At 58.2% G+C, this 24,450-nt stretch carries 23 protein-coding genes; 17 read left to right on the forward strand and 6 right to left on the reverse strand.

Going from position 1 to position 24,450, the window contains the following annotated elements:
- Positions 1–31 precede the first annotated feature (31 nt).
- Positions 32–1,021, forward strand: a complete 990-nt coding sequence (locus ACNA0I_RS10120) for a LysR family transcriptional regulator (RefSeq protein WP_415805874.1) — start codon at positions 32–34, stop codon at positions 1,019–1,021.
- On the opposite strand, the gene ACNA0I_RS10125 is transcribed toward ACNA0I_RS10120, so the two are convergent.
- The 6 genes from ACNA0I_RS10125 to ACNA0I_RS10150 all read right to left on the reverse strand — a co-directional run bounded on the left by ACNA0I_RS10125 (position 1,018) and on the right by ACNA0I_RS10150 (position 7,045).
- Positions 1,018–1,920 (reverse strand): amidohydrolase family protein, encoded by a 903-nt coding sequence (locus tag ACNA0I_RS10125; protein ID WP_415805875.1) that lies wholly within the window; start codon positions 1,918–1,920, stop codon positions 1,018–1,020. The two genes, ACNA0I_RS10120 and ACNA0I_RS10125, sit on opposite strands and share 4 nt — an antisense overlap.
- Entirely contained in the window at positions 1,917–2,531 is a 615-nt protein-coding gene (locus ACNA0I_RS10130; protein ID WP_415805876.1) for a carboxymuconolactone decarboxylase family protein, read from the reverse strand. The genes ACNA0I_RS10125 and ACNA0I_RS10130 overlap by 4 nt, the downstream gene beginning before the upstream one ends.
- A 25-nt stretch (positions 2,532–2,556) precedes the next feature.
- Positions 2,557–3,174 (reverse strand): glutathione S-transferase family protein, encoded by a 618-nt coding sequence (locus ACNA0I_RS10135; protein ID WP_415805877.1) that lies wholly within the window; start codon positions 3,172–3,174, stop codon positions 2,557–2,559.
- A 101-nt stretch (positions 3,175–3,275) separates the two neighbouring features.
- The gene (locus tag ACNA0I_RS10140; protein ID WP_415805878.1) at positions 3,276–4,073 is read right to left on the reverse strand and encodes an SDR family NAD(P)-dependent oxidoreductase; all 798 of its coding nucleotides are present in this window, start codon (positions 4,071–4,073) and stop codon (positions 3,276–3,278) included.
- Positions 4,074–4,129: 56 nt separating this feature from the next.
- Positions 4,130–6,016 (reverse strand): TRAP transporter large permease, encoded by a 1,887-nt coding sequence (locus ACNA0I_RS10145; RefSeq protein ID WP_415805879.1) that lies wholly within the window; start codon positions 6,014–6,016, stop codon positions 4,130–4,132.
- A gap of 9 nt (positions 6,017–6,025) precedes the next feature.
- The gene (locus tag ACNA0I_RS10150) at positions 6,026–7,045 is read right to left on the reverse strand and encodes a TRAP transporter substrate-binding protein (protein WP_415805880.1); all 1,020 of its coding nucleotides are present in this window, start codon (positions 7,043–7,045) and stop codon (positions 6,026–6,028) included.
- 194 nt (positions 7,046–7,239) lie between these two features.
- Between ACNA0I_RS10150 and ACNA0I_RS10155 the strand changes: the two genes are divergently transcribed.
- From ACNA0I_RS10155 to ACNA0I_RS10230, 16 genes are all read left to right on the forward strand, one after another.
- Positions 7,240–8,061, forward strand: coding sequence for an IclR family transcriptional regulator (locus ACNA0I_RS10155; RefSeq protein WP_415805881.1), 822 nt, complete (start codon positions 7,240–7,242; stop codon positions 8,059–8,061).
- 54 nt (positions 8,062–8,115) lie between these two features.
- Positions 8,116–9,285, forward strand: coding sequence for an acetyl-CoA acetyltransferase (locus ACNA0I_RS10160; protein WP_415805882.1), 1,170 nt, complete (start codon positions 8,116–8,118; stop codon positions 9,283–9,285).
- Entirely contained in the window at positions 9,282–10,931 is a 1,650-nt protein-coding gene (locus ACNA0I_RS10165; protein ID WP_415805883.1) for an acyl-CoA synthetase, read from the forward strand. Before ACNA0I_RS10160 ends, ACNA0I_RS10165 begins: the two co-directional genes overlap by 4 nt.
- Before the next feature lie 38 nt (positions 10,932–10,969).
- Positions 10,970–11,503 carry a PPC domain-containing DNA-binding protein gene (locus ACNA0I_RS10170; protein WP_415805884.1) on the forward strand — a complete coding sequence of 178 codons (534 nt, stop codon included), beginning with the start codon at positions 10,970–10,972 and terminating at the stop codon, positions 11,501–11,503.
- Position 11,504: 1 nt separating this feature from the next.
- The gene (locus ACNA0I_RS10175; protein WP_415805885.1) at positions 11,505–11,903 is read left to right on the forward strand and encodes a PPC domain-containing DNA-binding protein; all 399 of its coding nucleotides are present in this window, start codon (positions 11,505–11,507) and stop codon (positions 11,901–11,903) included.
- Positions 11,904–11,952: 49 nt separating this feature from the next.
- On the forward strand, positions 11,953–12,750 hold the full coding sequence (locus tag ACNA0I_RS10180; protein WP_415805886.1) for an SDR family NAD(P)-dependent oxidoreductase: 798 nt from the start codon (positions 11,953–11,955) through the stop codon (positions 12,748–12,750).
- A 127-nt stretch (positions 12,751–12,877) separates the two neighbouring features.
- Positions 12,878–13,690 carry a class II aldolase/adducin family protein gene (locus tag ACNA0I_RS10185; protein ID WP_415805887.1) on the forward strand — a complete coding sequence of 271 codons (813 nt, stop codon included), beginning with the start codon at positions 12,878–12,880 and terminating at the stop codon, positions 13,688–13,690.
- A gap of 96 nt (positions 13,691–13,786) precedes the next feature.
- Positions 13,787–15,349, forward strand: coding sequence for an ABC transporter substrate-binding protein (locus tag ACNA0I_RS10190; protein WP_415806032.1), 1,563 nt, complete (start codon positions 13,787–13,789; stop codon positions 15,347–15,349).
- Between the two features lie 90 nt (positions 15,350–15,439).
- Positions 15,440–16,414, forward strand: a complete 975-nt coding sequence (locus ACNA0I_RS10195) for an ABC transporter permease (protein WP_415805888.1) — start codon at positions 15,440–15,442, stop codon at positions 16,412–16,414.
- Positions 16,415–16,426: 12 nt separating this feature from the next.
- Entirely contained in the window at positions 16,427–17,326 is a 900-nt protein-coding gene (locus ACNA0I_RS10200) for an ABC transporter permease (RefSeq protein ID WP_415805889.1), read from the forward strand.
- A complete protein-coding gene (locus ACNA0I_RS10205; protein ID WP_415805890.1) occupies positions 17,323–19,014 on the forward strand; it encodes an ABC transporter ATP-binding protein in 1,692 nt (563 codons plus the stop codon). Before ACNA0I_RS10200 ends, ACNA0I_RS10205 begins: the two co-directional genes overlap by 4 nt.
- A gap of 30 nt (positions 19,015–19,044) precedes the next feature.
- Positions 19,045–20,040 carry a 2-hydroxyacid dehydrogenase gene (locus ACNA0I_RS10210; RefSeq protein ID WP_415805891.1) on the forward strand — a complete coding sequence of 332 codons (996 nt, stop codon included), beginning with the start codon at positions 19,045–19,047 and terminating at the stop codon, positions 20,038–20,040.
- A 59-nt stretch (positions 20,041–20,099) separates the two neighbouring features.
- A complete protein-coding gene (locus ACNA0I_RS10215; protein ID WP_415805892.1) occupies positions 20,100–21,473 on the forward strand; it encodes an aspartate aminotransferase family protein in 1,374 nt (457 codons plus the stop codon).
- Positions 21,474–21,478: 5 nt separating this feature from the next.
- Entirely contained in the window at positions 21,479–22,531 is a 1,053-nt protein-coding gene (locus ACNA0I_RS10220; RefSeq protein ID WP_415805893.1) for a histone deacetylase family protein, read from the forward strand.
- 78 nt (positions 22,532–22,609) lie between these two features.
- The gene (locus tag ACNA0I_RS10225) at positions 22,610–23,395 is read left to right on the forward strand and encodes a GntR family transcriptional regulator (protein ID WP_415805894.1); all 786 of its coding nucleotides are present in this window, start codon (positions 22,610–22,612) and stop codon (positions 23,393–23,395) included.
- Complete coding sequence (locus ACNA0I_RS10230; protein ID WP_415805895.1) at positions 23,392–24,417, forward strand: histone deacetylase family protein; 1,026 nt, start codon at positions 23,392–23,394, stop codon at positions 24,415–24,417. The genes ACNA0I_RS10225 and ACNA0I_RS10230 overlap by 4 nt, the downstream gene beginning before the upstream one ends.
- The last annotated feature ends 33 nt before the right edge of the window (positions 24,418–24,450 follow it).

Raw genomic sequence — 24,450 nt, forward strand, 5'->3', positions numbered from 1 at the left:
AGTGTGATCGCCCCCTGCTCTGCGAACGACCATGCCCTCTGTCAAAGCCACTAGCCCCAGTCTGGACCTGACTGCCGACCTGCATAAATGGCGTGCTTTCATCGCCATTGCGGAACTAGGCAGCATCACACGGGCCGCCTTGCATCTCGATCAAGACCAGTCCGTGCTCAGCCGCCGTATCAACGCGCTCGAGCGCGAGTGTAATGCGCGCCTGTTCAATCGTACCGGCCGCGGCGTGCATCTGTCGGAGGTCGGGCAACGGCTCTTTCCGCTCGTTCGGACACTATTGGATGATGCCGAACGCCTGGAGCTCGAGGTCAACGGCCAGGCTCGCGAACCCGCTGGCGAGGTCAGGCTGGGCCTGCTGCCATCGACCGCACACCCGATGATACGCAGGCTGTTCTCACGTTTGCGTAAACAGTTTCCTAAAGTCCATCTGAGGATATTCGAGGGTTCCAGTGGACAGATCGAAGAATGGCTCACCGATAGCCGGGTGGATATCGCGATCCTGTATCGTTATGCGGAAAAATGCCCGCCTGGGGAGACGGCGCTGGCCTATGTGGACTCGTATTTGATTGGCGCGGCGAACGATCCTCTCACGCAATCCGCTGAGATCGATTTCGATACGCTGGACGGTCTGCCGTTCATTTTGCCGGGTGCGCCGAATGGTTTGCGAAATACGCTGGATGGCCTGGCGCGAGCACGCAAGATCACTATTTCACCGCTGATCGAGGCCGATTCGCTGCCCTTGATGAAGTCCATCGTGGAACACGAAAACATGTACACGGTCCTGCCACTGCACGCGGTATGGCAGGAGGTGCACGAAGGAAGGCTCAGCGTCGCTGCACTGCGCAACCCGACCATGGGGCGGATTATTTCCATGGCTTACGCTCGCAGCAAGGGCCCTGGCCGCACGGTCAAAGAGGTCGCCGATCAAATCGAGGCATTGGTGCAGGAAATCGGTGATGAGGGAATTTGGCACGCCAGCCCGCAGGCGGACGCGCCACAGCGACAAGATTAAAACCCGTACAGGCGCGCCGGATTGTCTACCCATACCTTCTGACGCAGCGCATCGGTTCCCAGCCAGTCCCACGCCAGATCAATCAGCGCGTCAGCAGCTGGCGCATTCGCACCCATGCGCACGTACGGCCAATCCGATCCCCACACGACCTGATCCGGATTCGCAGCGACAAATGCGTCGTGCAGCGGTTTGACATCGGCATACCCAGGCGCTGTCCCAACCCGGCACACGCTCAATTTCATCCAGATCGTTCCCTCGGCCAGTTGCGCGCATAGCAGTTCAAACACCTCGTCGGTATAGCCGCGTGCCGGCGTCAGGCTGCCCATATGGTCGATCGCCAGCGGCAAGTCCAGCCGCGCAAGAGACGGCAGATGCTGCGCATAGACATCACTAGGCCCCCATAGCTGAGCATGCAAGCCGAACTGCTTCATACGCGGAGCGAGTACTGCCACCTGTTCAAAACCTATGCTGCCGGGAAACAACCGGCCAGCCGGGTCTCTCGCCTCGACAAAGCGCAGTGCCCGTACCCCTGCGTCGGCCATCGCTTGAAGCTCGGCATCGCTGACGCTGGCATCCGCGACAGCGGCCCCTCGCAACCGCCCCTGGCCTTGCGCGAGGGCGTCCAGCAGTGCAGCGGGATTCGTGCCGTAAGGCGCTGGCTGAACCAGCACACCCCGCTGCGCCCCCAATGTGTCCAACATCATCAGGTAACGCTCGGCGGATGCGTCCGGTGCAGCGTACGATGACGCATGCTGCAATGGGAATCGGTCATACGGACCAAACACATGGCAATGCGCGTCGCACGCCTGCGCTGGCAGTACATGGCGCGGTCGGCCGGGCATGCGAGGCGTTTCAATGGTCTCGGGAACGTACGAGATCGCCTGCGATTCGATCGTCATGGTTTATCCCGATTCGCGATCGTCGGCAACGTGCTCAGGCTCGGTTGGCCAGATTCGAGCGGCACGTCCAAAGGCTCTGGCGCCTCGTCTGGCATGGGTATTTCATGGGCGTTCAGGGTCATCGATACCAGCGTGTAGTAGCCAATGACGGCTGTCAGCTCCACCACGCCCGCGACACCCCATTGACCAACTGCCTTTGCGTGCAGAGCCGATTCCACGCGACTGGTTTCCTGCAGTTGCCGGGTATATTCGTAGACGATTTCATCGGCGGCCGTTTCGAATTCCGGGACGCGTCGTTCCCGGATGGCATCCAGGACACGAGCATCGATGCCGGCGTCCAGCGCAGCCTGTGCATGGATATGCCATTCGATCTGGCTATTCCAACGCCGTGCAGTGACGACGATGGCCAACTCGCTCACTCGGGGTGGCAGGCTGGTCCCGAATCGCAGCAAGGCGCCAAAGGCCTGCCAGCGTTCCGCCAACTCAGGGTTGTGCAGCGCGGCGCGCAGCGGCCCCACCAATCGGCCTCGAGGCCCGGACACGATACGTTCGTAGACGCTACGCTGCGCCTCGTTCATCGTGTCGGGCGAGGGAAATGGAATACGGCTCACGAAATTCTCCTGGCTATGCCGGCACTCATGCTGCGGCATCGTCTGGTTGGCTGCGGACCACAGAGGGCCGCTCGTTGAAACGAAGATGCCATGCCGCCAACGCCGGATGACCATCGCGCCACGGCAGATCGGCAAATCGATAGTCCAGGTACGACAGCGCACAGCCTATCGAGATCAAGCCCAGGTCAAAAGGGGTTGTCTCCAGCTCGGGAGCCTCTTTTTCCAACGCGGCCACGACCGCCTTCGCCTTCAAGCCGAAGGCGCTCAGCCATGCTGGCGTCTGCCGCTCCTGAGGTTTATTGCGCTCCTGGCGATACAACAACAACGTATCGAGAAACCCGTCACCCAATGCCTGACGGCGTTCGGCAATCAAACGTGCCCTGGGCTCAGCGGGCAACAACCCCGCTCCTGCCACGCCATCCAGATACGCGCAAATCACACGCGAGTCGTAAATGGCCGTTCCATCATCCAGCACCAATGTCGGCAATTTGCTCAGCGGATTGTCAGGCATCAGATCCAGATTGGGTTTGTCCATCGCGACAGGCGTGCGTACGCATGTCACCTGATGTTCTATGCCGGCTTCGTACAGCACGATCATGACTTTGCGTACAAACGGCGAGCGTGGCGACCAATGCAGTTTCATTCGACCCTCCTGAAAGTATCCGCTATGTTAGGGGACATTCCAGGGCCAGGCTATGCGAGGAACGGCAAATCAGCTATGCAGGATGCCAGGATGATGAGTCGTTATGCGCAAGTCAGATGCACTCCACCATCGACCGGCAGGCATACGCCGGTGATATAGGCCGCTGCATCCGAAGCCAGGAACACCGCCGTACGGGCGATGTCCCAGGCCGTCCCCATATGCCCCATGGGGCAATGGGCATTACGCGCGTTCACCATGTCTTCCCGGCTGGCGTACTGACCGGAAATGTCCTTGTAGATCAGGGGTGTGTCTATGTAACCGGGCATGATGGCATTGACCCGTATACCCTGTCTGGCGTATTGCAATGCCAAGCCCACGGTGAACTGATTCAGTCCGCCTTTCGAAGCGTAATACACCGGGTAGGGATAGCCGGTGTAGCGGATCGCAGCGAGGCTGGAGATATTGATGATGACGCCATGCCCTTGGGCCTGCATCACAGGCAGCACATATTTACAGGCCAGAAAGGCGCTTTTCAAGTTCACGTCCATCGCCCTGTCCCATTGTGCCTCGGACAGATCGGTGACACCTCCCATCATCGCCATGCCAACGTTATTGTGCAGAATGTCGATGCGGCCGTGCGTCGCAAGGATCGAGTCGACGAGCGCACTGAGTTGTTCGGATTGCGTGACGTCGCACGTATGCGCCTCGGCCAGTCCGCCCTCATTGACGATGATGTCGCGCGTCTGGTTGGCCGACTCGAAATTCAGATCCACGGCGACGACATGGGCGCCTTCGCGCGCATAGGCGACTGCCGCTGCCTTGCCATTGCCCCATCCCTCACCCACCGAGCCGGCCCCAAATACCAAGGCGACACGCCCTGCGAATTGTCTGTCGTTCATCGCTATCGATCCAACGTCCATTATCTCTGCACCATCATCCTGACGCCAGCAAACGGCTATTTATCAAGGAACCCCGTGGACAGCCACGGAATCGCAGCCACGAGCAGCAAACCGATGAAAATCGAGCACAGATAGCCGACAATTGGCTTGATGCCCTTGTCGGGCGCGACACGGCCGATGGCGCATGCTGCGTAGTACCCTACCCCGAACGGCGGAGCGAACAACCCAATGCCCATGGCCAGGATAGCGACCATGGCATAGTGCACATCGTTGATGCCCAGCTCCTCGGCGATCGGAAACAACAGTGGCCCCAGCAGCACGACAGCGGGAATGCCCTCCAACACGCTGCCCAACACGATAAAGGTCACAATCGACACGCACATAAAGGTCAGTGCGCCCCCTGGCAAGCTACCCATGAACTCAGCCAGATCTGCCGAGAATCCCGACTGTGTCAACGCCCATGCCATGCCTGTCGCCGTGCCAATGATGAGGAGGATGGCGCCCGACAAGACCGCGGTATCGATAAGAATGGGATAGAGCCGCTTCACATCGAATTGACGATATACGCAGACGCCGATGATGCACGAATACACAATACCGATAGTCGATACCTCGGTGGCCGTGGCGACGCCCTCCACGACTGCCGCCCGAATGACGAAAGGCAAAGCCAGCGCAGGCAGCGCGACCACCAGGCTCTTGACTACCTCGCCAGGCGACTGACGAGTTACGCCTTTCAAGTCCACCGTACGATTGCGCCACCACACCACCAGGCACAACATCACGCCGAGCACCGCACTCGGCAGCAATCCACCGATAAACAGCGAAGTGATGGACACACTTGTCACAGACCCGATAGTGATCAACACCAGGCTGGGAGGAACGGTCTCTGTCTGTGCGCCGGTTGCCGACAACAATGCAATGAGCTCTCCCTCGTCGGTGCCTCTTTCCTTCATTTCCGGAAACAGCACGGGAGCGATCGCGGCCATGTCGGCGGCCTTGGCGCCAGAGATGCCTGATACCAGATACATGGCGCCGATCAACACATACGACAGGCCGCCTCGCACATGGCCCAACAGATTCGCCAGGAATGACACCATCCTGTGTGCCATCCCGGTCATATCGATCAACAAACCCAGAAACACAAACAGCGGCACCGCCAACAAAATCAGGTGAGACATGCCTTCGTCCATACGCCCCACCAAGACCGTGACGGGCATGAACGTTGTCAGCGACAAATAGGCGTAGGCCGCGATGCCGAACGAGAAGGCAATAGGCACGCCGGTAAAAACGCCCAGCGCAACCAGCGCAACGAAGAAGATCAACAGATTGTAGTTGCCCAGCTCCTCAAACAACGGCGTCATCGCATACAACGCCAACCCGATCACAACCATCAATGCCAGTGTTTTTCCGACAAGCCGCCAGTTGGAAAGCTCGACCAGACGCAACACCGCAAAGATCGTCATGAAGGTCAGACCGGTAGGCAGGGCTGCCGTCCGCCACGCCATGCTTAGCCCCATGGCGGGGGTGGTGATGACGGCTTGTTCTGCAACTGCCTCGTAACTAGGCCCCAACACCAGCAGGACAAAAAACAGCGATACCGAAATGGCGAACACGTGCAGGAAGGCCTGCGTCGACGCGGAGGCCCGATTAACAAAAGCCGTCATGCGCATGTGCTCGCCGCGCCTGAACGCCACGGCAGCGCCGAGCATCGCCAGCCACAGAAACAGCAGCGAAGCTAACTCATCAGACCATATCAAGGGTGTATTGAATACATACCGTGCACAGATACCTGAAAACAATATGACGACTTCGGCAACAACGAGCAGCGCCACGGGAATCTCTATCAGGTATCCCAGAAAAACGTCTACCTGCTTGATCCATCCGGAGGGCTTTCCGGCGCGCGGCTCGATCGCTTGCCGAGGCATGGTGGCTTGATTGAACATGGCTCACCTTTATGCCAATGAACCGACGGAGCCTTCCAAGATGGCCCATGCCTTGTCGCCGAAGTTCTTTTTCCATTCAGAATAGAAACCGGCTTGTTTGAGTTGCGCGCGGATGGGTGCCGTATCCGGCGTATTGAACTGCATACCTTCCGTGGTGAGTTTTTTCTGCAATTCGTCGTTTAGCGCATGCACATCCACACGCTCTTGCATCCCTGCCTCGTTGATGTGTTTGGCCACCACCGTCTGTATCTCTTTGGGCAGACGATGCCAGGCATCTTTGTTGCCCAGGAACCAGAACCCGTCCCACATGTGGTTCGTCAGCGAGCAGTATTTCTGCACCTCGAACAGTTTGGCCGTTTGAATGATCGCCAACGGATTTTCCTGCGCGTCCACAACCTTGGTCTGCAGCGCGGAGTAGACCTCGTTGAAATTGATGCTAGCGGGAGAGGACTGCAGCGCCTTGAACATGGAGGTCCACAACGGACTCACCGGCACCCTAATTTTGAGGTCGCGAAAATCGTCGGGTGAAGCAATGGGCCTATTGCTGGTGGTGATTTCGCGAAAGCCGTTATCCCAGATTTTTTCCATCACCACCAGGTTATGGCGTTCGATCTCGCTGCGGATGTAGGAACCCAATTCTCCATCCATGGATTTCCAGACGGTGTCGTAGTCGGGAAAAGCGAAACCGACTCCGCTGATGGCCGCGGCCGGCACCAATGTAGAGAGAATCAAACCTGACAGCGTAAAGAACTCGACAGCCCCGGAGCGCAGTTGATTCAATGTCTCGGTATCGGAACCAAGCTGGCTGCTGGGAAACACTTGCAGCTTGAACGCACCGTTGGTTTCCTCCTCGATCTTCTTCGCCATCTCCTTGGCACGCAAATTCATCGGATGCGACGGCGGCAGATTGTTGGCGTATTTATAGCGATACGTCTTGGCCGCAAACGCAGATTGAATCGGTGCGCCAATCATCGCTGCACCCGCAACACCAACCGTTGACAGCATGAACGAACGACGGGAAATAGGCATGGTTTGTCTCCGTGGTTATCTTTATTTGATGCCGTTCGATTGTACGCAGCGAGTTATCGCAATAGTCACGAAGTTCCAGATTGTGAACCCAACATGATTAGGGCATTCCATAGTAGAGCGGCATAGGGTGTACCGTTAATCCGCATTTCGCACATAATGAATTAACACGAGCAAACACGTTATAGATTCATATTATGGAACGAGACAATGTGGCTCTACATGACCCGCGTTTGTCGGGAACGCAAGCAATACATCGTGCAGTCAACGTGCTGCGCAGCATCGCTCGCGGCCGAACTGGCGGTACAGGACTGTCAGTTATCTGTCAGCAAACGGGACTGAATAAATCTACGGTGCATCGGCTGACAACCGCCTTGATTGCCGAGGGACTCGTTCAACAGGATGAACACACTCGACGCTATTGCTTGGGAGCCGAATGCTATGCATTGGGTTTAGTCGCCTCGCCGCGATTTGGCTTGCACAACGTTGTCGACCAGCCGGTTCGACGGCTGGCACAAGAAAGCGGCGATGCAGCGTTTTTTTCCGTTCGGCAAGGGGCCCATGGACTATGCCTCATACGTGAGGAAGGCAGCTATCCGCTGAAGTCACATGTACTGCAGGCGGGAGACCGGCATCCGCTTGGCGTGGGCGGCGGCACGCTATCCATGCTGGCCGCGCTGGATGACGGACAGGTGTCGTATTGCCTGGACCTGAACATGGACGACATTCGTCTGATGTATTCCCAATTTGACCGTACCGCCTTGGAAGCCCTCGTGCATCGCAGCCGTGCACAAGGCTATGCCGTCAACCCGGGCATGGTACTGAAGGGATCCTGGGGCATAGGCGTCGCCGTGCGGGACCCCGACGGAAATGTGATTGGCGCCTATAGCATCGCGACAGTAGAGAGCCGCATGTCGCCTGAGCGCGAGGCACTGTTATATCGCCTGCTCAAGAAAGAAGCCGACATGCTGGAAAAACACTTGCGTGAACAGGGACTGCCACGCGCATTTGCAACTTGAGGGCCGCACCTGAATGCGGCCGAACAAAGATCAACTTACTTCGAGGACGACACAATGACTAAAGCCGTAATTGCGGGATGGTCCCACATCCCTTTTGGAAAACTCGCAGACCCGGATACCGAGAGCCTGATGGCGCGCGTGTCTGGTGCCGCGCTCGAGCATGCAGGCATCACGGGCAAGGACGTCGACGGCATTTATGTCGGGGTTATGAACAATGGATTTCAAAAGCAGGATTTCCAGGGCGCCCTGGTGGCGCTTGCTGATCCCGACCTGGCTCACGTCCCTGCCACACGTCTGGAAAACGCCTGCGCGACAGGTTCTGCGGCCCTATATAGCGCTATGGACTTCATCGAGTCTGGACGCGGCCGTATCGCTTTGGTAGTAGGCGCAGAAAAAATGACCTCCCGCCCCACACCGGAGATCGGCGACTTGCTGCTCAATGCCAGTTACCGCAAGGAAGAAGCTGACATCCAAGGTGGATTCGCCGGTGTATTTGGCCAGATTGCCAGCGAGTATTTCGCGCGCTACGGCGATCGCAGCCGCGAACTGGCGATGATTGCTGCCAAGAACCATCACAACGGCGTTGCGAATCCCTATGCACAGATCCGCAAGGATCTCGGGGTAGCGTTCTGCGATGAAGTGTCAGAAAAGAACCCCTATGTGGCCCCGCCATTGCGCCGCACGGATTGCTCTCTGGTTTCTGACGGCGCAGCGGCCATTGTGCTGGTCGACGAATCGCTTGCCGCCGAATTTCCCCGCGCCATCGGCTTTCGTGCCCGTCAACATGTCAATGATATTTTGCCGTTGAGCCGGCGTGATCCGCTGGCATTCGAAGGCGCGACGCGAGCATGGCGTCAAGCACTGCAAACTGCAGGCGCCACCGTCGATAATCTGAGTTTCGTCGAAACGCATGACTGCTTCACGATCGCCGAATTGCTTGAATATGAGGCCATGGGCCTGGCCGCGCGCGGCGAAGGCTACAAGGTCGTACGGGAAGGGATTGCACAAAAAGACGGCAGACTGCCGATCAATCCGTCCGGAGGACTGAAATCCAAGGGACATCCGATTGGCGCGACCGGCGTTTCCATGCACATCATGGCCTGCATGCAACTGACCCATAGCGCCGGCGATATGCAGATTCCAGACGCGCGACTAGCGGGGGTTTTCAACATGGGAGGCGCCGCAGTCACCAACTATGTCAGCATTCTGGAGCGCGTGAAATGACAGCAGTGCAACAAAGCACGCCCGCGGGCGGCTTGATGCCGGTGTCGCGCCGTGTCATGAATCTGTCCACCTTTCTCAGCCAGGCGGCAGCGCGTCTGCCCGATGAGCCCGCGCTGATCATTGACGGGCAGACGACAGATTGGAAAACACTGGAGCAGCGCGTACAAGCCCTTGCCAGAGCGTTTCTGGCAGCGGGACTCGTCAAAGGCGACCGCATCCTCACACATTCACCGAACTGCCGCGAGCTGATCGAAGTCATGCTGGCTACATTCCGGATTGGTGGCATATGGGTACCGACGAACTTTCGTATCACGCCCGGCGAAGTCGAGTATCTCGCCCAAAGCGCGGGCGTGTCGGCGTTCATCTGCCATGCAGGATTTCCAGACCATGCGCAGCTCGCGAAAAACCTCCTCGGGCTCAAGTTGGCAGCGAGCATCGAGCCGACGCCGGAGAGGGCCGATACCGCCTGCACCAGTGATACACCCGGCATCAACGGGTTGATTGGCCAACATCTCGACGTATCAGCCGCCCTGCCCGCGGCACGTGTGGACTACGATGATCCTTGCTGGTTCTTCTTTACCTCTGGCACGACAGGTAAACCCAAGGCCGCGGTCCTGACCCATGGGCAGATGGCCTTTGTCCTGACGAATCATCTGTGCGATCTGATGCCTGGCACCACACATCATGACCGCAGTCTGGTCGTGGCACCGCTGTCGCATGGCGCCGGCATCCACTTTTTGACGCAGCTGGTACGTGGAGCGTGCACACTGTTCTCCACCAACGTGAGGTTTTCCCCCGAGGCGGCATGGGCCACCATCGAACGCCACCGCGTCAGCAATTTCTTTACCGTGCCCACAATTCTCAAGTTGATGATCGAACACGAAAGCGTGGATCGCTACAACCACGACACCCTGCGCTACATCATCTATGCAGGGGCACCCATGTATCGCGCAGACCAAAAACAAGCACTGGAGAAACTCGGTCCCATACTGGTGCAGTACTTTGGCTTGGGCGAAGTGACAGGCAATATCACGGTGCTGCCTCCGTGTGACCACTCGGCCGATGATCAGGCAATGACACGCCTGGGGTCCTGCGGCTATGCACGCACCGGCATGGAGATCAGCATCCAGGACGCCGACGGTAATCGCCTGCCCCCGGATCAAACCGGAGAAATCTGCGTATGCGGTCCGGCTGTGTTTGCCGGCTATTACAACAACCCGGAGGCCAATCGCAAATCTTTTCGCGACGGCTGGTTCCGCACTGGCGATATCGGCTACCAGGATGCCCAAGGCTACCTCTACATTACCGGCCGGGAATCCGACATGTATATCTCGGGCGGCTCCAATATCTATCCGCGCGAAATAGAGGAAAAAATCCTCGCGGCAGGCCTCATCAAAGAGGTCTGCGTACTCGGCGTGCCGGACCCGGTTTGGGGCGAAATCGGCGTCATGGTCGGTGTGCTCAAAGACGGCGTGCAGTGGGATCAATACGCTTTTCAAGCATGGCTTGACGCGAATATCGCGCGCTACAAACACCCTCGCCGGTTTGTCATCTGGCCCGAACTACCCAAATCGGGCTATGGCAAAGTCACCAAGAAAATCGTTTACCAAGAGCTCTTGAACCAGGGAGCTCTTTCTCAACCCTGAGAGCTATCCGCTCTTGTTTCGACAAAGAAGGCAAAAAGATGATTACCCCATCTGCAGTCCCGTTGCTGAAACATCCCGGCCCGGTTGCACCCACAAGGCGTGACGTCATGGTTGGCGAAAATCAGAAGACCTACCGCATCACGCTGCGAGCCGGAGAAAGCCTATATGACAGCGTTGCCAGCACCATCTCCTGCACGGGCGCCACGGCCGCATCGCTGCACATCGGTCGCGCGACATTCAGCCATATTCGCTATTTTCTGATTGTGAGCGATCCCAATGTAGAGCCGGTCGCGAATTACACCACTCCACTCGATTTCCATGAGCCCGCGACGCTGGTCAATGCCGGCATCACCATCGGCACCACGGACCAGGGCCGATACGCCATCCATTGCCACGGCCTGGCCGTGGCAGACTCGGGACTGTTGGTGGGAGGCCATTTCCTGACCGAACATTGCATTCTGGCCGAAGACGGCGTGGCCTACATGCACACGATGAGCTACATGAATCTGGTCATAGGCATAGACCCCGAGATCCGCACCCCGGTATTTCAGCCCAGCTACCGGGAGGCCTGAGATGACCATCATGGAACAGGGCCACACAGGCCGCATTTTTTATATACGCATCCATCCTAACGAAGACCTCGTACAAAGCCTGGAAAAGACGTTTATTGAATCGAAGTTGAACCGAGCCATCGTACGCAGCAGTGTCGGCAGTCTGGCGCACTGCAGCTTTCAACGCGGATCGCACGGCACGCTGGAGCTGGACGGGCCCGCGATAGAGATACTGAACATGAACGGAGAGATCCGCTGCACTGAGTCCGGCGCCCCGTCGGCGCATGTGACAGGCACGGTCATGGACATGAACGGCCAATTCCATGCGGGAGCCTTTGTCAGTGGACGCAATCCTGCCTGCATGACGGTCGAGGCCGTCATCGAAGAATGGATTGTGGACCAGACCCTGACACTGGACTAAAGCCACCTGCCCGCAACATCAGCATAAATAAGATTGGAGACGCAAATTCATGAACACAGCTGAAGCAAGCCACGACGGTGCGATTGTCGTTACTGGCGGCGCCTCTGGCATAGGCCTGGCGTTGGCTCAGGGCCTGCTGGACGACGGCTGGCGCGTGTTGGCGCTGGACATCCAGCCAGAGCGCATCGAGGCCGCACGCTCACAACTGCACGGACCCGATCCCTCCCGGCTGATGCTGGCGACTGTTGATGTCACCGACGAGCACGGCATCGAAAAAACCTTGGATGACTGTGAAAAGGAATTCAGCCCTATCGCGGGTTTGGTGAACTCTGCCGGCATCGCGGCGGAGATTCCCTGCCTGGACACGGATGTCACGACATTTCGCAGGATACTGGACGTCAATGTGGTCGGCTCGTTTATCACTGCACGCGCCGCCGCACGGCGGATGCGAACGCGCGGCACAGGGTCGATCGTGCACATTGCGTCGGTGTCGGGCATGCGCGGCAATTACGGCCGCGTGGCTTATGGATCGTCCAAAGGGGCGATCCTCACCATGACTCAAGTCATGGCCGTCGAATTCGCTGAATACGGAATCCGCGTCAATGCCGTCGCACCCGGCCCCATAGAAACGCCGCTGACCAAAGCCGTCCATACCGAAGCAACGCGCCAGAGTTGGATGACCGCCGTCGCACTGCGCCGCTATGGCTTGGCACATGAACTGTGCGGCACCATTAATTGGCTATTGGACGATGCTGCATCGAGTTTCGTGACAGGACAGGTGATTGCCGTGGATGGCGGCTTCACGGCGGTAGGGATATCGGTGCCGCATGCGTTTGCGACGCATTAGTGACGAGCCACCCTAAGGAAATCACCTAGTCACCATCCCTTTCCCGGGCTTGTTCTTTCTGTTATTTTTCAATCTGTCGACAGACGACAGTCGATGAATAACAATCGACATAGCCAAGGGGCCTTATATGCCAGCAGTGTCTGATACCGAAGCTCAACGCAGAGCGGAGAAGTCCCAGATAGAGCAGGAATTGCAGGTTCGTGAAGACCTGGCCGCAGCCTATCGGCTCGTCGCCCATTTCGGGATGGACGACAGCATCTACACCCATATCTCGGCCCGAGTGCCCGGCCGCACGGATCAGTTCTTCATTAATCCGTTCGGTATGCTGTTCAAGGACATCACGGCCAGCTCGCTGGTGAAAATAGACACCGAAGGCCGCGTCATCGAAGACACTCCCTACGATGTCAACCCCGCAGGATTTACCATCCATAGTGCGGTGCACGCCGCCCGCCATGACGCGATGTGCGTGGCGCACACCCATACCGTCGCAGGCGTGGCGGTATCGTCGTTAAAGTGTGGATTGCAACCATGCAATCAATGGGCACTGCAGTTCTATAACCGCGTGGCCTACCATGAGTTCGAAGGCATCGCGTTGAACTTGCAAGAACGCGAGCATCTGGTTGCGGATCTCGGCGACAAAGCCCGGGCAATGATTCTGCGTAACCATGGCTTGTTGACACTGGGCCGCACGGTGGCAGAGGCATTCATCCTGATGCTCAATCTGGACCGTGCCTGCAAGGTACAACTGGCCATTCAGTCCAGTGGACAAGAAATCAACCCCCTGTCACCCGAAGTCTGCGAGCTGACTGCCCGGCAGTATGAGAGCGGCGACACGGATGTCATGCCCAATCAACAGCGCCGCGCTGATCCGAACGAGCGCGAGTGGCAAGGACTGCTCGGTTTTCTTCGCTCGCCTGAACACAGCAGCTATCGCGACTGAGCAACGCCCCCCCAAACCGCCGCGCTGCCTGGCGGCATTCCTCGTCCTATCACCGGGACGCAGGACAAGCTTTCCTAGGAACAGGAGAAAAGCATGATCAATCGGCGAGAATTCATTTCCTACGCAGTCGCCAGCGCGGGGCTGAGCATTGCTGGAGTCCCCTTATCGGTGCTCGCACAAGAGAATAAGACCGCTATCAATGTACTGGTGCAACCCGAGCCCTCAGGACTGATGCTGGGTCTGGTGCAAAACGGACCGACGCAATTGGTGTCAGGCAATATCTACGAGGGCCTGCTCAGATATGACGAGAAACTGAATCCGCAGCCACTATTGGCCACGTCGTGGAACCGATCCGACGACGGGTTGACGTATACATTCAAGCTTAAACCCGATGTGAAATGGCATGATGGCAAGCCGTTTACTGCCGATGACGTGGTATTTTCGGTCGACAAGTTTCTGCGCAAGACCCACGCCCGCCTGCGCTCCGGCCTGGCCGCGCTAGATACTGTACGTGCGGTGGATCCGCTGACGGTAGAGTTCAAGCTCAAATATCCCTTTGGGCCATTCATCAGCATGTTCGAGACGGGGACCATGCCCATGGTGCCCAAGCACATCTACGAAAACACTGACTTTGCCACCAACCCGGCCAACGCCAATCCGATTGGCACCGGCCCGTTCAAGTTCAAAGAATGGGTCCGCGGCTCCTACATCCAGCTTGTCGCAAACGAGGCCTATCACACGAAAGGCGAGCCCGTAGTGCAAAGCCTTTACTTTCATGTCGTTCCCGATGCGGCATCCCGAGCAGCGGCATTCGAGTCGGGCAAGGTAGATATCGTGCCCGGAGGCGCGGTAGAATTTTTTGACGTAGCACGTCTGTCCAAATTGCCTGGCGCGGCGGTAACTACCAAGGGATGGGAGTTCTATTCGCCGCATTCCTGGCTGGTGCTCAACAATCGTAAAGCCCCCTTCGACAATGTAAAGTTCCGCCAGGCAGTCATGTACGCGATGAACCGCGACGCCATGACCAAGGTGGCGTGGCAGGGTTTTGCGAAAACGGCGGCGGGACCGTTCAACAGCCATGTGAAATTTGCGTCTGACAAGGTCACCCAATACCCTCACGACCTGGACAAGGCGAAATCACTGCTCAAGGAAGCTGGCTACAAGGGCGAGACGGTAAAGCTGCTTCCCCTGCCCTATGGCGAATCATGGCAGCGTCTGGCCGAAATGATCCGGCAGAACCTCACTCAAGCCGGTATCAAGGTGGAAACCGTCGGTACCGATGTCGCTGGCTGGAACCAGCGTACGTCAGAGTGGGACTATGACATGGCGATCATCTATGTCTATCAATACGCAGATCCCGCATTGGGCGTCGCGCGTACGTACACCAGCCACAATATCGCCAAAGGCTCGCCATTCAACAACATCGAAGGGTACGTCAACCCCAAGGCTGACGAACTCTTTGACGCGGGCGCCAAGGCTCTGTCAGACGCAGACCGTGCCAAGGCCTACGCAGAGGTACAACAGCTGCTGACCGATGAGGTGCCCGTAGCGTGGCTGCATGAGATCAACTTTCCCACGCTTTATCGCACCAAAATCAAAAATCCCATCAGTTCCAGTGTGGGCCTGAATGATGGATTGAGCCGGGCTTCGATCGGCTGACGAAGTATTTCACTGTATGCCGGTGCCGGACGTCCGCCTACGCTGGCGTTCGCAGCACTTTACTTGTTGTCCAGCGTCAGGTCTCCAATCATGAACCGTCTCAGATACATGACGATCCGCGTGCTGCAGGGTGTGCTCGTTCTGCTGTGCATTGCCACCGTCAATTTCATGCTCATACGCGCGGCGCCAGGAGATCCGGTCGCGGTGATCGCCGGAGAAGCCGGCGCTTCCGACCCGCAGTTCGTCTCCCAGTTGCGCGAACAGTTCGGACTCGACAAGCCGGTTACCACACAGTTGGCGACTTACCTTTCGCACGTTGTTCAGCTTGACCTGGGTTACTCGTACCGGCAGCAGCGCTCTGTATTGGATCTGATCGCAGAGCGCCTGCCCGCGACACTGCTGTTGACGGGAACGGCCTTCGTCATGTCGCTGATTTTCGGTATAGCCTTGGGTGCGACGGCCAGCCGGCATGCCGGAAAATGGCTCGATAGCGTGATCACCTTCGTCGCCCTGGTGTTTTATGCGACGCCGTTGTACTGGCTGGCAATGATGGCAGTATTGGTGTTCTCGGTACATTTGAATTGGCTTCCGGGCTTTGGCTATTTCACGGTGGGAAGCAACGCCACAGGCCTGGCTCACGTATGGGACATTGCCCAGCATCTGGTACTGCCCGCGCTGACGCTCGCGCTGTTTTACATGGCCGTCTATGCACGCATGACCCGCGCCGCAATGCTGGAGGTCGCCCAGATGGACTTCGTCAAGACGGCTCGCGCCAAGGGCGTGCGCGCAGGGCGTATCCAGCGCAACCACATTCTGCGTAATGCGCTCTTGCCCATTGTGACCCTCGCCGGCATCCAGGCGGGCGGACTCATCGGTGGCGCCGTGTTGACCGAAACGGTGTTTGCCTGGCCCGGTATTGGCCGGCTCATGTTCGATTCACTGCTGCAACGCGATTACAACCTCTTGCTGGGCTGCTTTCTCGTTGCCGCAGCGGTTGCCGTGCTGTTCAACCTGATAACCGACTTTGTCTACACACTGGTCGATCCCCGCATCGAGCTGAGCTGAACCGGAGCCTCCATGACTGCCACCACTCATGCATCCTCGGCCGCGGATACACCGCCCGCCAGCAATAAACACCGCTCGACGTTCTATAAGCGCTTTTGCCGAAACCGTGGCGCGCTCGTTGGTCTGATCATCCTGTTTACCGTCGCGCTGCTCGTGTGCATCGGCCCATTCATCGCCCCCAACAGTCCCTGGGATATGGTCGATCAACCCTTTCTCGCACCGATGGAGAACGCCAGCCTCCCATTGGGGACTGACACATTGGGCCGCGACATTTTCTCCGGCCTGGTGCTCGGCGCGCGCGTGTCGCTGCTGATCGCCGTGATATCCACGCTGGTGTCACTACTTATCGGTGTCAGTATCGGGGCGATATCGGGCTACTTTGGCACTTGGGTGGACGCGTTCCTGATGCGTTTTACCGAAATGTTCCAGTCTGTTCCCAGCTTTGCACTGGCGCTGGTGCTGGTGGCGATTTTTGAGCCTTCCGTGTATTCCATCATCGCGGCCATCGCTCTCGTTTCCTGGCCACCCGTTGCGCGGCTGGTGCGGGGCGAGTTCCTGACCCTGCGTCAGCGCGACTTCGTCGCGGCCGCTCAGCTGGCAGGTCAGAGCACCCCGCGCATTATCCTGACGCAGATCCTGCCCAATGCGGCATCGTCTATCGTGGTGATGGCCTCGCTCATGGTAGCGACAGCCATTTTGCTGGAGTCCAGCCTCAGTTTCATGGGATTGGGGGATCCGAACCTGATGAGCTGGGGCTATATGATCGGCTCGGCCCGTACCGTCTTGCGCCAGGCCTGGTGGATGGCGGTGTTCCCCGGCGTCGCCATTTTGCTCACGGTTCTCGCATTCAATCTCGTCGGAGAAGGTCTGAACGACGGTCTCAACGCGCGTCAGGATGGGAAAACAAGATGAATGCCCACGCATACCAAACCAGACATGCACTCGATACTGGCGAGCAAAAGCAAACAAGCCGGCAGGCACCGGTCATCGCAATACGCGGACTGGACATCCGGCTGCCCTTGGGCTCGGACAGAACGCTGGCGGTAAATAACGCCAATCTGCAGATTGCTCCCGGCCAGACGCTGTGCGTCGTCGGAGAATCCGGCTCGGGCAAGTCCATGATCGCCAACGCGATCATGGGTCTGCTGCCCCGCCCCAAGGTCGAACCCGTGGCAGGAGAAATTCTGTTCGAAGGCCATGACCTGCTAAAGCTCCCGGAAGAAGCGTTGCGCGAACTGCGCGGCAGCCGCATGGCGATGATCTTTCAGGAACCAATGACGGCGCTCAACCCGGTCATGCGCATCGGTGAACAAATGAGCGAGGCATTGGACGCGCATCTACAGCTCGACGCGGACGAAAAACGCAGCCGGATCATCACGGCGCTCGCGGACGTCGGGTTGCCTGAACCGGAACGATTGGTCAATGCTTATCCGTTCCGGCTTTCTGGCGGACAGCGCCAGCGCGTGATGATCGCCATCGCCATGTTGCTGGAGCCCAGTCTGCTGATTGCCGACGAACCCACCACCGCTTTGGACGTCACGACGCAGGCTCAGATCCTGAAACTGATGCGTGCCTTGCAGGAAAGGCGCGGCATGGCGATGCTTTTCATTACCCACGACTTTAGCGTGGTGGCCGAAATCGCCGATCATGTGATCGTGATGCAGATGGGTGAGATCGTGGAAGCCGGCCCTGCCGCCGCTGTTCTGCGCCAACCGAAACACCCCTATACGCAGAAACTGCTGGCAGCGATTCCACACGGCCGCGTACGTGATACGCAGCCGTCGCCAGCAGCACCCATTTTGCAGATCAAGAATCTGAACAAGACCTATCGCAGCGGCGGCGGCCTTTTCAAGCCCGGTCGTGAAGTAATTGCGGCCGAGGGCATCAGCTTCGACCTGGGACGTGGGCAAACCTTGGGCGTCGTGGGAGAGTCCGGTTCAGGAAAATCGTCACTCGGACGCTGCATCGTAGGGTTGGCGCCATTTGACAGCGGCGATATTATTTTTGACGGTCAACACCTGAGCGCTGGCGAATCGCTGCGTCACCAGGCGCGCGGCAGAATTCAGATGGTGTTCCAAGATCCATATGCCTCGCTCAATCCCCGGCACAGGATCGGCCCGGCCATTGCCAGCGGACCGGTCGCACAGGGCGTGTCCAAGGCCGAGGCGATGAAACGCACCATGGAACTGCTCGCTCTGGTGGGCCTGGGGCCCGAGGCCGCTGACCGATATCCCCATGAGTTTTCAGGTGGCCAGCGGCAACGCATCGGCATTGCACGCGCACTCGCCATGGAGCCTTCGCTGCTCGTAGCCGACGAACCCGTCTCGGCGCTGGATGTATCCGTACAAGCACAAGTCCTCAAGCTCTTTACCGAGGTACGCCAGCGCTTTAATCTGAGCATGGTGTTCATTACGCACGATCTGAGAGTCGCCAGCCAGATGTGCGATCATATGGCGGTCATGCAGCGAGGCCGCATCGTGGAATATGGCCCTACGGCAGAGGTTTTTGGCTCGCCGAAGCATGCCTATACACGAAGCCTGATCGATGCCATTCCTTCGCTGGAGCAACGATTCGATTCCGAAGCGCCCGCAGTTTCTTGAGCTGCATGATTGTCCGGTTGATTTGATGCCATGACATCCGAAAATACTCGTCCAGTCCGAGAATCGTCTGCACCGCGCCATATTGCCTTCCTGAGCAAGACGCTCGCGATGGATTTCCTCGTGCCCGCCTACCGCGAACAGTTTCCTGATGCGGCGCTTTATCTGGGTGACGATCTGCAGGCGTTGATCGCCTCGGGCCATAGTGATGACATTGATGTCGCAGTATGTTGGCATCCCCCAGCAGAACAGTTGGCTGTGCTTTCTGGACTGAAGCTAGTGCAATCAATTGCCGCCGGTATCGATCATATCGATCTCGGATCGCTGGCGCCGTTTGTGCCAGTATGCCGCATCATCGATACCGAAATGGGCAGCGGCATGACCGCGTTTGTGTGTTGGGCTGTGATTCACCGGCAACGTCATATGGATCGATATATCGAGCACGCCACCAACCGTCGCTGGCAAGAGGAGCCCATTGTTGCTCCGGTGCGGCATCGCGTAGGCATTGCGGGCATGGGTTCCTTGGGCCTGAGCTGTGCCAGGGCGTTGCTTGCCATTGGCTACGACGTGCGTGGCTGGAGCCGTTCGCCAAAGACGGGCCTGCCGGCAGATCTGAAAGCATTCCATGGCGAAACGCAAAAAGCGGAGTTTCTGGGTGGCTGCGACACTCTGATCTGCTTATTGCCGCTGACCGGCGAAACGGCGGGATTTCTGGATCTGGCGCTGATGCGGCAATTGCCTCGTGGCGCACACCTGATCAATGTGGGCCGCGGTGCGCATCTCGTCGAGGATGACCTGCTCACAGCACTTGACGAGGGCCAGGTCGGCGCCGTAACACTGGACACCTTCAACATCGAACCATTGCCGCCGGGACATCCATTCTGGAATGATGAACGTATTCTGATCACCCCGCATATTGCCACGCGCACGGCCCCCCGAGTCATTGCGCAGCAAACGGCCCTCAATTTCGCTGCAATCAGCAAGGGCAGAGCAAAGGAAGTAGCGGTAGACCTGGAACGAGGCTACTGAGCCAGCATCGGCATGCTGGCTGCAAGTGACAATCGACTTATCAAAGGCAGGAGAGCGAAATGAATACAGCAGACAAGAACCGCACGTTGAGCGCACTGGACATCGGCGCCCACTTGCACTCTTACACCAACTTGGCCGCACACGAAGACGTTGGTCCATTGATCATTACACGCGGTGATGGCATTCACGTCATTGACGACAAGGGCACCAAATATATAGAAGGCATGTCAGCGCTGTGGTGCAGTTCGCTGGGATTCAGCCATCCACGGCTGGTTCAGGCCGGCATCAACGCACTGCAAACCCTGCCCTACTACCATACGTTCAATCACCGCTCGAATCCGGCGATTGCACAACTGGCCGACCGCCTCATTCAGCTGGCGCCCTCACCCATGGCCAAAGTGTTCTTTGCAAACTCGGGATCAGAGGCCAACGATTCGGCGATAAAGATCATCTGGTACTACCACAACGCCATCGGCAAACCGCTGAAGAAGAAAATTCTCTCGCGCCAGCGCGGCTACCACGGCGTCACGGTGGCCTCCGCCAGTCTCACAGGGCTCCCGGCAAACCACCAAGACTTTGATCTGCCGATCGCGAATATCGGCCATGTAGAGTGCCCGCACCACTATCGCTACGGGCTGGCAGGCGAAAGCGAAGCCGATTTCGCCACACGTATGGCGCAGGCACTCGAGCAGCGCATTCTGCAGGAAGGCCCCGAGACCGTCGCCGCCTTTATTGCCGAACCTGTCATGGGTGCGGGCGGCGTGATCGTGCCGCCCGAAACTTATTTCGAAAAGATCCAGTCGGTGCTGCGCAAATATGACGTGCTGATGGTGGCCGACGAAGTCATCTGCGGCTTTGGACGCACTGGCAAAATGTTCGGCTCGCAGACTTTCGGCATTCAACCGGACATCCTCACCTGCGCCAAGGCGCTTTCGTCCGGCTATATTCCCATCTCTGCCGTCATGGTGTCGCCGGCCATCTATGACGCCATGGCCGTCAACAGCGGCAAAATCGGCACGTTCGGACACGGTTATACCTATTCGGGTCATCCGGTAGCGGCCGCGGTAGCGCTCGAAACACTCAAGGTCTATGAGGAAGACCGGATCCTGGACCATGTCAACGCTATCAGTCCTCTATTCCAGAATCGCCTGCAAAGCTATCTCGATCGCCCCCACGTGGGAGAAGCCCGCGGCGTAGGCCTGATTGGTGCAATAGAGCTGGTTGCAGACAAGACCGCACGAGCACCATTTGCCCCCGATCTCAAAGTAGGGGCGCGCCTGGCCCAGTATGCGCTGGAAGAAGGCCTCATCGTGCGCGCCATGGGTGACGCCGTCGCGCTGTGCCCGCCGCTCATCATCACTGATACAGAGTTGACCGAGATGTTTGATCGTCTGGACCGCGCCGTCGACAAACTGCAAGCCACCTTGAAATAAGCGACATGCAAGCTTTCTACAGCCCTGCTCAAGCCCTGCACACTCCCCGTCAATTCATGAAGCTGGGAAAACTCGTGCCGGCGCCCGATCTTCCCGGCCGCGCGCAAGCTCTCGCACTGGCATTGCAAAAGGCCGGCCTTGACGTGAGCGAGCCGCCGGAGATGGGGAGAGAACCCTTGGAGCAAGTCCATGCTCCTCACTATCTCGACTATCTGCAGACGGCCTGGCCGCGCTGGCAAGCCATGGCCGACCAAGGTGCCGTCGTCGGCCCGGAAGTATTGGCAAATCTCTCGCCTTACGCCGGCGTGCCGGCCGGACATCACCGCCCTCCCTGCCCGTCGCCTGCGCTCATCCCTCAAACGGGTTATTACCTGGGCGATCTGTCCTGCCCGCTAGGCCCGCAGAGCTGGCTGTCGATCTTGCGATCCGCGCATAGCGCCGTTGCAGCGGCTGATGCAGTCATTAATGGGGCGGCTGCCGCCTACGCGCTATGCCGCCCGTCCGGCCATCATGCACACCGGGATCGCGCCAGCGGTTTCTGCTATGTGAACAACAATGCCTGCGCGGCGGCTCGGTTGGTGCAGCACTTTGGCCGTGTCGCGATTCTGGATGTAGACGCGCATCATGGCGACGGCACGCAGAGCATATTCTATGCTCGCGATGATGTCCTGACTGTGTCTGTACATGCGGACACTACGACCTACTACCCTTTCTACACCGGATACGCCAGCGAACGCGGCAGTGGCGCGGGCGAGAACTTCAATCTGAACCTGCCTCTTGCGCACGGCAGCGGCAATCTGGAATTCCTGGCTGCCGTGGACGAGGGTATTGATGCTGTGCGCGCTTATGCGCCGCAAGCCTTGGTACTGGCGCTGGGCTTTGACACCTTCAAGGATGACCCGATCAGCGTGTTGCGAGTCGATTTTGACGCTTACTACGAAGTGGGGCGCAAACTGAAAGCGTTGCAATTGCCGCTGGTCGTCGTACAGGAAGGGGGGTATCTGGTTGAGGCGATCGGCCCGGGCTTAGTAGCATTTCTGGATGGACTGAATGGCTGATTCAACCTGGACGTATTCGCCGGGACCCGATGCGCCTGAAGGCCTGCCGTTCATTCGCATCCCGACCGCTGAAACACTATGACAACAACCTCAAAAAACGCCCTTTTCGCACTGACGGATGGAGACTCAGACAGCGCAGGTTTCTCTTCCATCCGCATGCCTGATCTGGTGGAGCTCGTGGAACGGCAATTGCTCCAGGCCATCTTTGAAGGCCGCCTGCCGCCAGGCTCTCGAATCGTAGAGGCCGAGCTTTCTCGCCAGATGGGCGTCAGCCGCGCGCCGTTGCGCGAAGCGGCCCGCAGGCTGGAGAGCCAAGGCGTGCTTACCGCCAAACCGCGCAGGGGATTTGCGGTTCGCACCTTCAGCACCAAGGAAATCAAGGATCTGTTCCAGGTTCGTGTGAGCCTGGAGATCATGGCAGCGCGCCTGGCCTGCGAAGTCGCCACCGACGAACAACTGGCCGAACTCAAAGCCTACGCCGACGACATGCTGCGCCGTGCGACCACTCTCACCAATGTAGAACGCATTGCCATGGACCTGGGCATTCACACCACCATCAGCCGCCTGTCGGGCAATGAATATCTCCAACGCTTATTTGCCAACATGCAAACGGAAATCCGTATCTGCCAGGGCTTTATTGAACGGCAGTATCGCGATCCGGTTTTCATCGCGCAATCCCATTTGCCTGTCGTAGATGCCATTCTACGCCGTGACGCACAAGCCGCTGAAGACGCGCTTCGAATACATCTGAACGACGCTCACGACAAGGCCCACGCTCAACTTCTAGACGACGACATGCAGCCCGCCGATCCCAAGGCGAAGCCGACTCGCGCCTCCTCTCGACCAAAGCCAGCCAAGTCATGAAATTCATCTATAGTCACGAGCACCGCGATCACGACCCTCAACAATTCATGGTGCGGGGACAGCTCAAGCGAAGCAACGAACAGCCCGAACGGGCAGATATTCTGCTACGCGCGGCAGAAACGGCGGGGCATCAACCCATCCTCGCAGAGGATTTCGGGCCCGGCCCACGGGCAGCAGTCCACACCCCGACCTATCTGCGTTTTCTCGAAACAGCCTGGCAGCGCTGGCGCGAGCTGCCCGATGCGGCCATGGAAGTATTGCCCAATGTATTTCCCTTCCCCGGCCAGCCTTTCACCTATCCCGATCATATCGTGGGCCAGGCCGGCTATCACATGGGCGATTGCGCCTGCAGCATCGGCGAACATACGTGGCATGCCGCAATCAACTCCGCCCATTGCGCAACGCACGCTGCCGAACTGATCTTGCAGGGAGAGCGTGCGGTATACGCTCTATGCCGCCCGCCCGGACATCACGCTTACGTAGACCGCGCCAATGGCTTCTGCTACCTGAACAACGCCGCCATTGCTGCCCAGCATTTGCGCGGCAAATATGGGCGTGTCGCGATATTGGATATTGACGTCCATCACGGCAACGGCACGCAAGGAATCTTCTGGCGCAGGGCCGATGTGCTTACCGTATCTATCCATGCCGATCCGCATTTCTGCACGCCGTTTTTTACGGGCCATGCTCATGAGCGCGGTGATGGCGAAGGTTTCGGATATAACATCAACGTTCCGCTAGGCCGCGGCACGACAACAGACGAATACCTCGATGCGCTGGAAAACGCGTTGGTCAGTATCCGTCAATTCTCACCCGGTGCGCTGGTGCTGGCACTCGGATTGGACGCCCATGAACGGGACCCCTATCGGGCCTTGGCGGTGGACACCGCCGGGTTTGCTCGCATAACCGCAAACATCGCTCAGCTCGGCCTGCCAACAGTCATCGTGCAAGAAGGCGGCTACCTCAGCGAAGACCTGGGGCTGAATCTGGAGAGCGCGTTGCGTGGGTTCGAACAAGCCTGATTGCCTCGCTTCCGCTGTGATCGGTTCTGTCCG

The organism is Bordetella muralis (genome assembly GCF_965139205.1).
Lineage (GTDB): Bacteria > Pseudomonadota > Gammaproteobacteria > Burkholderiales > Burkholderiaceae_B > Bordetella_A > Bordetella_A muralis.